The sequence below is a fragment of the Bacillus cereus group sp. BfR-BA-01360 genome (assembly GCF_022663595.1).
Classification (GTDB): Bacteria; Bacillota; Bacilli; order Bacillales; family Bacillaceae_G; genus Bacillus_A; species Bacillus_A cytotoxicus.
Window position 1 is genome coordinate 174,981 of sequence record NZ_JAKUFV010000004.1, and the last position, 12,554, is coordinate 187,534.

Consider the following 12,554-nt stretch of genomic DNA (forward strand, 5'->3'; position numbering starts at 1 on the left):
ATTCACTTTACTAGTAAAACGAAAAGAGGCAATGCTTGAAAGCATTGCCTCTTTAGCACCTACATCGCATCTTTACAATATTTGCGTATTAATTTAGAAGCTCTCGTCTGACTGATTGATAAATCAGCAGCTACCTTCCTTGTACTTCCAAACTTCTTATACGAGTTGACTACCATTTGCTCTTCCAATTCCCTTATTGCCGCATCTAATGCAGTTGGGCGCGAATAAAACTGTTTCGTCTCAGCAGCCTGAAGAATCATTTCCGGTAAATCAGATGATTGAATAACAGAGTCGCTTGTCACCACTAATCGTTCGATTACATTTTCAAGCTGTCGCACATTTCCAGGCCACAAATATCTACTAATCATATCGAGCACATCTTGCGAAACAATGCGATTCACTTGATATTTTTTATTAAATTTATTTAAAAAATAATATGTTAAAGAAATCGCATCTTCCATTCGTTCCCTTAATGGTGGTAACTTTATATCAATAACATTAAGCCGGTAGTATAAATCCTCTCTAAACTGTTTCTGTTGCACCATTTCATACAAATTTTGATTCGTCGCGGCAATAATACGAACATCTACTTTTTTTAGATTTCTTCCTCCGACAGGAATAAATTGTCGCTCTTGAATCACTTGTAAAATCTTTGCTTGAACTTTCAGAGAAATTTCGCCAATTTCATCTAAAAAAATTGTCCCATGATTAGCCGTTTCAAAAAGTCCCACTTGTCCGCTTCTTTTCGCTCCTGTAAATGCCCCTTTAGAATATCCAAATAGCTCGGACTCCAAAAGTTCTTCCGGGATAGCCGCACAATTGACAGTTAAAAACGGTCCTTTTCTCCGCTTGCTCATTTGATGAATATAATTCGCCAATACCCCCTTTCCCGTTCCTGACTCCCCTTGAATCAACACCGTCGTATCCGTAGAAGCAACCTTCTCACAAAATTTGATTAAGTTTTTCATTTTTTCATTATTTGTAAGGATCGTTTGTCCAAATAAATTGTCATCATGTGAATGCTCCATTTCTTGCTCTACTGGGGCCATGATAATTGTTTTATAATTTTGCTCACGAGCTGTCGTCACAACAAGCTCAATTTCATTTTCCTTATTCAAAATAGGTATAGCTGTTGTAATTAACTCCCCGCCAATATAAGTCGTTTGCTTAATCGTTACAGGCTTCTTTTCTTTAAAAACAATCGGAACAATGGACGGCTTCCAATAGTTATTCAACACAAATTCCTCATTCAGCCGTCCGATTACTTCACTCGGCTTTAACCCATAATGTCTTTCGCAAACTTTATTCACATAAACAATACGCGTATCCTTATCTAAAACATAAATCTCATCCGATGAATGATCTAATATATTCATCAAAACATCAGCCGTCACCTCTACTGTGTAATCGGTCCCTCTCTCCTTTTGCATCATTCATCACCTTCCCCCTGTTTAATAAAAATATTTTAGAAAATTTAGACTAATTAAAATATTAAACAAGTTGATTATAACTCAATTTGAATGACTTACAAAGTGGGAAGTATTATTTTTGAGGGATAAACAGAGTGCTAAGATATTTTCATTTAGAGGACATCTGCGTCAAAATAAAAAACATCCCACTAACTACTAAAATAATATAGCAGATGGGATGTTTTTCAATTATATGATTGATACTGTTTGAAAGAAAAGTGAATGGACAAATTATCAGATATACCTTTTCATCTCTCTATTAACTTAAGAAATTCCTTGTTCCTTATTCCATTCTTGTTTGTCATACACTTTAAAGAAGGGGAACCAAACGAGGAACATAATGACCAAAACGATTGCTAATAAAATTAACCCTGTTATTCCTGAAATAATGTATGTTGAAATACCAAGTGGTGTATACCAAAGCTGAAATAGCATGCTTGGAATTGGAACAAATCCACTGTTAAGAGCAATATACACAATGATTGGCGATACTAACGCATTGATCCAGAAAGGAATCATTAAGATTGGATTAAAAGCAACTGCTCCATAAACGATTGGTTCGTTAATATTAAACAAGGACGGAACAAGCGTTGTCTTCCCAATCGCTTTTAAGCGAGAAGATTTCGCAAAGAGTAATAAAATTACAAGCGGTAGTGTTGCACCTAAACCGCCGACTCCAAGCCAACCAGAGAAAAACGTTTCAAATGTATTAATATTAGTTGGATCTAAGCCTTTTTCAGCAAGTGAAACATTTTCATTAATCGCTTGTAGCCAAATTGGCATTAAGATGGGCATTAAAACCCATGGGCTCATCCCAAATGAATACAGAAAAACAAAAACAAAATTAATAAGCACAAATCCAGCAAAACTTTGACTAATTGATGTAAGTGGCTGAAGCATTCCTAATATCACATTGAACATATCAATTTGCATTTGATAAATAAACACCCAACCAACAAGTAAAATCAAGGTAATCGGAATGAGCGAATCAACCCATTCTATAATAAATTCTGGAAGCTCACTACCTTTTTTAAAGAAAGAAAAGCGTTTAAAAATGCTCATTACTAAGCCGACAAACATACCAACGATTAGCGCATTCATCATTCCGGATGGCCCAAGTCTTTCTAAAATAAAACTAATTTTCCCATCATCTGAAATCGTTGGTGATAAGAGCATTAAAAATAGTGATAGCCCAGTTGCACCAGCAATGATTTTATTTTTCTCATATCCTTTTTTATCCATAATATAGTATGGTGTTAGGAAAGAGATAAACAAGCCAAATAATCCGAAACTAAACGTTGTGATTGGTGATAAATCAGGCAACCAAGAAATAAAATCATTTAAGATTGAGAATAAGGTTAATAATGAACCAACAAGAATCATTGGCAATATAATCATGATTGCTTCGGAAATGGAGGAAACCCATACATTTTCCGTAAACTTATTTAATTTCGGAGCAAACTTTTCATTCATCCAGTTAATGAGCTTTTCCACTTACAAACCGCTCCCTTCAGCGGTTTCATTCGCACGATTAACTTGATTAATCAACTGCTCTAATGCATCATCAGCATCATTCGTATCCAGCCATTTTTGTCCAAATAAAGAAATAACAGTTGGAATCGGACATTCCTTAAGGAAAGCTAAAGTGTATTCATCTTCCATGTTCAATTCATCACTAAGCTGAGCAAAGAAATCCATAATAATTTTTTTACCATTCTCATCTCGCAACCATTCTTTTGTTAAGCTTTTTCGTGTAAACATAGGTTTCTTCACTTCAGTTGCTGTCACATGAATTGTAGTTGATACACGAATATCCGCTACAGAACGTCCAACGAAAATATCAAATAATCCTGTTTCAACACGCCATCCTTGAGAGGCTACGTCATAGAATGCAAAATCACGTTTCGCTAATGTAAAAGTAATCTGCTTTTCTTGACCAGGTTGTAAATGAATTTTCTCGAATTTCTTTAGTTCTTTTAATGGACGGATTACACTCGATTCACGATCGCAGACATAAAGTTGGACTACTTCCATCCCGGCCATTTCTCCACTATTACGAATTGTTACACATACGTCAACTGTTTCATTATCATTGATTGCTTCTTTATTTACTTGAATCGACTCATATGTAAACTCCGTATAAGATAACCCGTGTCCAAATGGGAACAGTGGTTTCATATTCTTTTTATCATAATAGCGATAGCCAATGAAGATTCCTTCATGATAATGAACTTTTCCATTTTCTCCTGGGTAAGTTAAGTGTGCTGGATTATGGGCGATATGTTCAGGAAATGTTTCAGATAGCTTACCTGATGGATTAGCGAATCCAAATAAAATATCCGTAATCGCACTTCCTCCTGCTTGTCCAGCAAACCATCCTTCCACTAAAGCAGGTACTTGCTCTACCCAGTCAGTCATTATCAATGGCGAACCATTCGATAAGACAACTGCCGTATTAGGTTGCTCTCGTACAACAGATAAGATAAGATTAACCTGCGAATCTGGTAATTCAGTCACTTCTTTATCAAATCCCTCTGCTTCCTCTAACTCTTCTGGTATTCCCGCAAAAATAATAACTGTATCTACTTGTTTCGCTAAAGCAACCGCTTCTTGCTGATTCATTTCGTTTTGACTTGCATCAAAATCATCATATCCATCCACATAATGAATTGTAATATCATCACCAGCAAATTCCTTCATTTTTTCCAGTGGAATGTCTAAGCGATATGGCGTAACCATCGCACTTCCTCCTTTACCACCAATTCGAGGAGAAATAGCCGGTTTGCCAATCACTAAAACTGATTTTGTTTGTTCTTTTTGAATCGGTAAGATAGCGTTATCATTTTTCAATAACACAGTTCCTTCAATTGCTACTTGTTTTGCGATGAAATGATGTTGGTCGAAATCATAGGCATCTTTCGCAAGTTTTTTCCCTTCCATCGCTTTCACAACGAGTTCCAGAATACGTTTCACACTAGCATCAACTACAGCTTCATCGACTTCGCCATTACGAATCTGTGTAATAAGTTGTTTTTGTTTAGAAAGAGATGGCCCCGGCATTTCGATATCTAATGTCGCTTGCAATGCTTTTAAACGATTCGTCACGGCTCCCCAATCAGAAATCGTTACGCCGTTATAGTTCCATTCTTTTCGTAAGATTTGCTTCATTAGAAGTGGATTCTCTTCTGAGCGGTAACCATTGACTTTATTATACGAAGTCATGACAAGCCAAGGATTCGATTTTTTCACTGCAATTTCAAAAGCAGTTAAATAAATTTCACGCAATGTTCGTTCATCAATTTCTGAACTAATCGTCATTCGTTCAAATTCAGAGTTATTCGCTGCATAATGTTTAAGTGAAGTCCCTACTCCATTGTCTTGTAAACCATTAATATAAGCACTAGCCATTTCACCTGCTAAAATTGGATCCTCAGACAGATACTCAAAGTTTCTGCCTCCTAATGGAGTTCGTTTCATATTTACCCCAGGTGCCAAAAGTATATGAACACCATAATGATGACATTCATTTGCTAATGTTTCTCCTACTTGATAAGCTAAATCGACATTCCAAGTCGAAGCAAGCGCTCCCAATATAGGAAAGGCTGTTGCTACATGATTCCCCTCAAATATTCCGGTAGTATTAATATCAATTGGTTTCCGAACACCATGAGGTCCATCTACCATAACCACATCTGGAATATCGCGAACACCTGCGATCTCCCACATTCCTTTTCCAAATAGTAAAGAGACTTTTTCTTCTAATGTTAACGTTGAAAGAATTTCATCTATTTTCATTATCTCTTCATCTCCTTTTGTAGAATCTATTTATCATGTTTCTTCTAAACTATTGATGTTAACTGAACTTACAGTAACAGTTTAATATACAATGTTAACGTTTACATTTCTGATTTTGTTGAGTATTATGGCCTTTTTTGTTGTCTTTATAAAAAGAATCTGATATTCATATGAGAAAAAATGAAAAGAAAACAAAAAACATCCCTGCTAATAAGCAAGAATGCCTTGTTTTCCTTAAATCATTTTGTTAAGGGTAATGAATTGAACACCGAAAGACGGAATTTCCATTGTCACTTGAAAAGATGAATCCATAACAAGTTGTTCTGTTCGTATCGTTGGTCCACTTCTTTTTTTCAAATATTGAATTTCTTCTGTAGAAGGAGATTCAGGTGCACCCATCGCTAACCATTCATCAAACACAGAACCATTCTTACGGTCCAGCTGATAATGCGTATATTGATAAGCTCCAAATATGTTATGGATGTTTATTTCAAGATTTATTTGTTCTTTTACTTCAAACACACTATACCGATTTTTTTGCGTCATGCCAGACCAGTCACCTTCCATAAACAGTTGATCTACATGACTATAATTAAAGGCTAGTATTTGGATGTCCTCGTTTTGCTTTGTTACGATATATTGTTCACCTTTCGCAAGAATGTGAGATCCTAGCTTTTTCAATAAATAATAAGCGTAGTAGGAAGGTTTCTTTAAACCTTGCATATTCATCAAGCCAAACCCACCATGAAAAATCGATGTACCCGCAAGAAATTCCTCAAAAATGTCAGTAAATGTCCAGAAGCCTAGTGACTGAATCTTACCGATTGAATCAAGAACATGCTTCATAATAAACGGCCCCATAAACATCGTATCGTGAATCAAATTTCGTGAAAAAAGAGAAAAGTTCCACTCTGTAACATGTAAACTTAAATCATTACGATTCGCACAAGATAACGTTTCTCGCACGCTATTAATAATTTCTTGATAAAAAGTCGCTTGTTTCATTTCAGTTAAACTAGTAGACTTCGCTTTCGCTGTATCCACGTATTCGGAATACATATGAAACGAAATAAAATCAATCGGTACTTCCTTTTGTTCACAAAAAGTAAGGAAATCTGCCAACCACGTCTTTTGCAAAGCTGTACCATAGTTAAGAGCAGGTCCTCCTACTTTTAATTCAGGCGAAACGGACTTAATTGCATTCGCCGTCGCTCGATAGAACTCGAAATACTCTTCACGAGTCCCAGCCCAACAAACTCCTTCTAAATCTGGCTCATTCCAAACTTCAAAATACCAATTCCGTACTTCCTCAATTCCATAACGATGAATACAATGACGAACAAAATTCTCGACTAAGTCAACCCATTTTTTCATGTCGCGAGGCGGTGCAATATTACCTTTCCACCAAAATATCGTTTCATCTGAACGCCTTAAATGAGACGGCATAAATCCCAATTCTACAAATGGATACGTCTTTGTTTTCACAAGGAAATCATATAATTTATCTACATAACTCCAATTATAAGTACTTTTTCCCTCAGGGGATTCATGATAGACCATCATTTCATCATTAAAAATCCCATGAAAACGAATGTACTGAAAATCTAATTCTTCTTTCACAATAAGAAATTGCTCCTGCCAATCTGAACGAAGACCTTCTACTGCCCTTCCCGCAGTCGTTAACTTTGTCCAATGTTTCTCATACGGTTGACCAGGTTGTTTCATATCAACTTCCACACGAAGTTTATTAACCATAGTATGTTGATTCTCAGCGTGAATCTCTTCGCCAGGCAAGTATTCAAATAAATTTTCTAAGGCATTTACTTTCGACACATCAGAATAAATACCATGAGACGTTTCTTCCATTATTAATGGAACTAATGGCGGAAGAAGAGATTGCCGTTCCATACCTTGCTGGCGATATGCAGTTGGTGTCATTCCAAACTTTTCTTTAAAAGCCTTGTTAAATGCTTTATTATTCGCAAAGCCGCAATCTAAGGAAATATCTAAAATACTTTTGTCCGTCTCTAATAACTGACTAGCTGCTTTATCTAAGCGAATTAAAGTTAAATATTTCTTAAAAGACATGCCCATCTTATTCTTAAAAAAATGTGAAAAGTAGTAAAAGCTAAGATGTTCTCGCTCAGCCATTTCATTTAATGACAGCTTTTTCATATAATTTTCATCAACGTATTGAATAATCCGACTTAACCGTTCCATATCATGATTCGTGGACATGATGATTTCTGTATCTCTCAATTCATGAGGAAAAGAACGAAATAGATGGCCAATTAACAAATAAAGAATTCCCACTAGATTTGATTGATAGCCTTTGACACGTTTATTGAACTCCCAAGCCATTTGCGCCAGATAACGCCGAATCACATGATATGCTTCTTGTTGCTCTGTATCTTGTGAATTACAGTAAAATATTACTTTTTCTAATTCAGGAATATAATGATTCGTCATCTCTAAATCAATTTGTAACGTTAACAACACATTTTCCAAATCAGTCTTATCCATTTTATGCACATTCATACTATTAATCACAATTAAATCTCGTTCATGCAACGTATACCGCTGATTTTCAACAATTAAATCAATAGACCCTTGCACAACAAAAATAAGCTCAATCTCTTTATGCCAATGAAATGGAATATCATCCACACTATTGATAAACATTTTAAAAGGGAAATTTTCTTGAAGTTCAATAAACTCATATTTATGCTTCATCTCTATCGCCGCCTATCTAGTGTTTCGTACTCTCTTTTTATACTGTACATGATATAGTTTATAGAGAGCAATGTTTATCAAATGGAATCATGAGGTGCTTTACTGTTATGCTTTTGAAAATAGCTATATATCATATTCTTCTATACAAATGCAAGAACACAATAAAATTCTTACAATGAGTTTCAAAGAAAAAAGACTCGTATGATACTAACGCTCAAATCATTATAAGGAGGACACTATGCTAAAAACAATAAAAGACAAGTTACCTTTCATTGGAGCAATTTGTTTACTACTAATCACCCTAATAAATTACTGTATAAAAGATGATTTTTTAACGACTTGTATAAGTTTAGGTCTATTCTTATTTGTATTATTTTTGTACATCATATCTAGAAATCAGAAAAATGATGAATGAAAACCTGCAGTAACTAGTCATTCATTAGGGTGCCTTTTCATTCATCCATAATCTTCATTACTTCTTTTACATATTGCTCTTCTTCCTCTGTCCAAAGAACAGGAAATTCGGCTAATAGCATGTCATTCTGTTTTACAAGGCTTTCAAAGTGACTTTTTGATACAACTTTCCCATAAAGAACAACCCTTTTATTCATATGCCCGTCATTTACGCAACGATTTACAAGCCGTGAAGCATGCCTTTCTTCTTCCCTATAGTAATGGCGTGTTAGAAGGGCAGGTAAATCGCTTGAAATCAATCAAACGAATGTTGTATGGGCGAGCTGGTTTAGCTATATTGCAAAAGCGCATGTTATGTAAACTCTGATTTATTATTTTGAAAGAATAAAATTTTATACGGTAACAACGTTATATGAGATTTCACCAAATCTGCGTAAGAACCACTTTGGTATTGCAAAAAACAGACATTACAGTAGATAATGTTGTGGATAAAATATTTAAGACATTTGATAATTTATAAAAAATATGAATAAATCATTTAATCACATACCAATACTAACAATCGTCTTAAAAGTGCCTAAGGTACTTTTAAGACGAGATTGTGTATCAAATTCCGACTGGTTCTTCTAATAATGACATATCATCATAATAATAGCTTAAATATAGTAAAAAGTACTCTTTTAGCTCATCCTTTTCAAGCATCGGTGACATAACAACTGGATAACTTTTATTAAATTCGAAAATGACACGTCGACCAACACGCTCATCTTTTCCTAAATAGTCACGCCCAGTAATTTTCGACTTCATTACTTTTGAAACATTTAGTTCATCAATAATATCTAAAATATTCAATAAGAAACGATCATTACGAAAAATTTCATATTTGATAATGTAATTATACATATCTAAATTATCAACTAACAGTTCATAATAACGTATGCGCTCCTTTTCATCTGACACTGCATCATTGATATACTGTACTCCAAGAACGCATTTATAAATATAGCTTTCCCAGTTAAAATCTTTTAAAACAATGTTGTTAAAATACTTGATATCATCTGCAATTTGTGGATATGTTTCTAGCAAATAATCTCGCTTCATGGTAGTAAGTAAGGAATGCCAAAATACCTCATCAAAATGAAGATCGCGATCAGTATGTAAATACGAGCGTGACAGCACATCAAATGCTTCTAGGAATAACTTTTTTCGCTCTGCTACACTTCGTTGTGCCAAGTAAATTGGAAAGTCAGGTGCTTCGTCTATATAAACACTGTCTCCTAGAAAATACTCATCTTTATACTTAATTTGGTCATCTAAAAAATCTTTGTAAAATTGTTCGTTATTTTTGTAACCCTTTTTGAGTAGCTTAATTTCCATATAAACTTAGCCCCCTGACTGCTGATGCATATTTCTCAATAATTCTATCCGAAATAGCATAAATGACTTCATCAATTGAATCAACACTTAATTCATAAATCATCTTTTTTCTCATTAAATTATATAATTTAAAATCCAACTGGTCGATTGGTATATCGATTTGTTCCAAATCGACTTGTTCTCCATCATCACCGTTATTAACAATAAAACGATAGAGTGCCTTTTGAAGCCCCATATAAATATAAGGATTATTTAATGTATTACTCATTGGTAAACTATTAAACTGCAATTGTTCATGTTTATAATGAATAATAATTGTTTCACTACTAAGTTCAATTTTGATATCACACGGTAAATGAGGATCCACCTTCTTCTCAAACAAATCTAACGGTTTTGTACTACTACCTTCAAACATTACAACATTTGAGAATCCTAAAATCGAATGCTTAGGCACAATAATGTTATCCTTGAATTGCTGATAAAATTCACTTAGGTCATCATTATCTTTAAAGTTAATGTCCTCTTTCGATTGAAGATGCAACTGAATAGTTGTTCGTTTGCTAACAGAAATACGCGACTTTGGAATTTCGATGGCTTTTTCATGTCGACTTAGTTTAAAGAACTTATTATCCTTTGACTGAATAACTAAAATGAGCTGTACTAGCTCTTGTTCCAATAAACGATTCATAAAGCCTGAATCAATTTCATACTGAATGTCAAAACGATAGCTGTGCACATTTTCTTGTAATTGGACGTCTAAAGTGAACTGACTACTTTCATAACTTGTAGATGTATTCGTTAATAATGGATATGGGAAGTTTGCATCTTTTTTGTAAATCATATTACACCTCTACATAGTAAACAAATTTTAGAGCTTTGTTGTAAGTATATTTCAGCTCAAACTGAAGTTGAACCATACCTTGCTTGATGGCAATATCTTTAATTATATTATTTTCAACTTCACATACTTTCCCTGTTGTACGATCAATAATACGGTTATAGCTTTCATGAACATTAAACTCATCCGTATATTCCACACCCATACCATCAATAATTGACAGAGAAATATCACACACTTGTTCTTTCATGATTTCTTTACTTCCCGTAAAGTTGAATTGAACCATCTCATTGTTCCCAACAATTAGACGCTCAACAATTTCTGGATTTACACTGTATTTATTACGCACTCTTTCTTGATCGCTTCCACTATTTGCAGTTGATTTAGGCTTCACACGCTTTACAGGATTTCGTATTGTCGAAGTTAGTTTATTTTTTTTTATATCACCTTTTACTTTTTTCTTTTTTTTGGGAACATTCGTTGTCATTTTTACAAGCGATTTCCCTTTATTGATCATAACCGTTGCTGTTGCATCTGATAAATCTCGTTTAAACTCATTTTCCACAATATACAAAATATCCTTTGTATTCATTAACCCATCTGTTGGATTATTTTGCTTGATCGCTTCTTCAATGATCTTTGAAATTTCGCGAGATAAATTATTAATAAATTTTTTCGCACGTTTTTGAAGTTGTGGATTTTTAATATGTTCATACGAGAGCTCTGTATGCGATTCGTTTTCTAAAGATTTTAAATACGCATCCTCTTCTGCTCCGCCAATTAATACTGCATTGAATGGTTTATTGGCATTTCCTTTAATTTTCTTATCTTCAATTTTCATACCAATCGTTCGTACAATAGCAACTCGTCCTTTAGGAATAGCCTCATCATAGCGAAAATAAAGATTAAATTGATAATCAATTACACCATCTGATACTATTAATTTTCTTGGTTTTTCCTGTAAATATGTTCCTACATATAAAGGTGTAAACTCTTTCTTCATTTCTGTCATTTCTTGTACATAATAATCGGCGTTCGATACATAACTCTGAATCGTTTCGTGCGTAATTTTTTTATCATTGACGATCACCTCTAACTTATTTTGAAGAATTGAAATGAAGAAGCTATCACAAATACTCTTAATAATTTCTTTTTCATTATTATATTCTTCACGTAAGAACGGAATAATGATTTTTAAGCCGCGTGTCTTCTTCTCAAATACTTCGTGAAAGTGATTTTCAAATGGATAAAATTTTGTTTTGTTGTCACTGAACACCTTAATATCTGTGAAATAACCCGTAGAGCGATAACATTGGTTATGATATGTATGCTCAATCAATTGTACCGTGCCACCAAGGTGTTGGTTTCCTTCTGCATCGCAATTAGCAAAATACATGAGATTTAAATCCGAAGCTGCATTTGAAGCAATTTTTCCAACGCCATGAGAACCACCGCGTGACGTTTCTACAGCTTCATCCTCTTCCTCTGAATGAACTCCTTTGTTGTATGCATAAATTGCCCATGTATCTTCTTTTGAGTCGCTTTGACCATTTACTGCTCCTTTTAACCCTCTCGTATTGAAATCTTCAAAGGAAATATACCCCACTTCACTTTGAAGCATTTTACTACGCATATGCTCAATTGTTTCTTTTGTATAACTATTGCGTCCTTTTAAGCATGAAATACGTTCAATGACTTCATTAATACCAGGAATATCTTCTCTTTTGATTGTACCTGTTTTAATCGTCAAAATAACTGGTCCATCAAAATCAAGCAAGCGTCCATCTAATGCATTTTGCGTATTTTCACGTGTTAACCCCAGAATTTTCAAATTAAAAAATCTCTCTAGAACTTTATTAAAGTTCGATTCTTCAATATTTGGAATTAGTGAAAACTGCCATAACTGTTTTTTCTTTGTCGAATTCATA

General features: G+C 34.3%; 9 protein-coding genes. 1 reads left to right on the top strand and 8 read right to left on the bottom strand.

What is annotated here, in order from left to right; translation table 11 throughout:
- Positions 1-59: 59 nt before the first annotated feature.
- From MR056_RS06125 to MR056_RS06145, 5 genes are all read right to left on the bottom strand, one after another.
- Entirely contained in the window at positions 60-1,433 is a 1,374-nt protein-coding gene (locus MR056_RS06125) for a sigma-54 interaction domain-containing protein (RefSeq protein ID WP_011983856.1), read from the bottom strand.
- Positions 1,434-1,733: 300 nt separating this feature from the next.
- Positions 1,734-2,963: a PTS sugar transporter subunit IIC gene (locus tag MR056_RS06130; RefSeq protein WP_048722143.1), complete on the bottom strand. Its 1,230-nt coding sequence runs from the start codon at positions 2,961-2,963 to the stop codon at positions 1,734-1,736.
- Complete coding sequence (locus tag MR056_RS06135; RefSeq protein WP_048722140.1) at positions 2,964-5,264, bottom strand: beta-glucosidase family protein; 2,301 nt, start codon at positions 5,262-5,264, stop codon at positions 2,964-2,966.
- Positions 5,265-5,498: 234 nt separating this feature from the next.
- Entirely contained in the window at positions 5,499-7,997 is a 2,499-nt protein-coding gene (locus MR056_RS06140; RefSeq protein ID WP_210351974.1) for a GH39 family glycosyl hydrolase, read from the bottom strand.
- A 452-nt stretch (positions 7,998-8,449) separates the two neighbouring features.
- A complete protein-coding gene (locus tag MR056_RS06145; RefSeq protein ID WP_210370704.1) occupies positions 8,450-8,608 on the bottom strand; it encodes a hypothetical protein in 159 nt (52 codons plus the stop codon).
- A gap of 32 nt (positions 8,609-8,640) precedes the next feature.
- Here MR056_RS06145 and MR056_RS06150 point away from each other — a divergent pair, with 32 nt between their 5' ends.
- A complete protein-coding gene (locus tag MR056_RS06150; RefSeq protein WP_375293708.1) occupies positions 8,641-8,778 on the top strand; it encodes a hypothetical protein in 138 nt (45 codons plus the stop codon).
- A 239-nt stretch (positions 8,779-9,017) separates the two neighbouring features.
- Here the strand turns inward: MR056_RS06150 and MR056_RS06155 are convergent, their stop codons facing one another.
- From MR056_RS06155 to MR056_RS06165, 3 genes are read right to left on the bottom strand one after another with little or no spacing between them, the layout of a single operon-like run.
- Positions 9,018-9,788: a hypothetical protein gene (locus tag MR056_RS06155; RefSeq protein ID WP_048722135.1), complete on the bottom strand. Its 771-nt coding sequence runs from the start codon at positions 9,786-9,788 to the stop codon at positions 9,018-9,020.
- Complete coding sequence (locus MR056_RS06160; RefSeq protein WP_210370681.1) at positions 9,778-10,629, bottom strand: hypothetical protein; 852 nt, start codon at positions 10,627-10,629, stop codon at positions 9,778-9,780. The genes MR056_RS06155 and MR056_RS06160 overlap by 11 nt, the downstream gene beginning before the upstream one ends.
- A 1-nt stretch (position 10,630) precedes the next feature.
- Positions 10,631-12,553, bottom strand: a complete 1,923-nt coding sequence (locus tag MR056_RS06165) for a hypothetical protein (protein WP_048722127.1) — start codon at positions 12,551-12,553, stop codon at positions 10,631-10,633.
- Position 12,554 lies beyond the last annotated feature (1 nt).

Coding starts and splice junctions, on each gene's coding strand:
- MR056_RS06125 (WP_011983856.1), bottom strand. CDS start 1,433: ATGATGCAAAAGGAGAGAGGGACCGATTACACAGTAGAGGTGACGGCT.
- MR056_RS06135 (WP_048722140.1), bottom strand. CDS start 5,264: ATGAAAATAGATGAAATTCTTTCAACGTTAACATTAGAAGAAAAAGTC.
- MR056_RS06140 (WP_210351974.1), bottom strand. CDS start 7,997: ATGAAGCATAAATATGAGTTTATTGAACTTCAAGAAAATTTCCCTTTT.
- MR056_RS06145 (WP_210370704.1), bottom strand. CDS start 8,608: ATGAATAAAAGGGTTGTTCTTTATGGGAAAGTTGTATCAAAAAGTCAC.
- MR056_RS06155 (WP_048722135.1), bottom strand. CDS start 9,788: ATGGAAATTAAGCTACTCAAAAAGGGTTACAAAAATAACGAACAATTT.
- MR056_RS06160 (WP_210370681.1), bottom strand. CDS start 10,629: ATGATTTACAAAAAAGATGCAAACTTCCCATATCCATTATTAACGAAT.
- MR056_RS06165 (WP_048722127.1), bottom strand. CDS start 12,553: ATGAATTCGACAAAGAAAAAACAGTTATGGCAGTTTTCACTAATTCCA.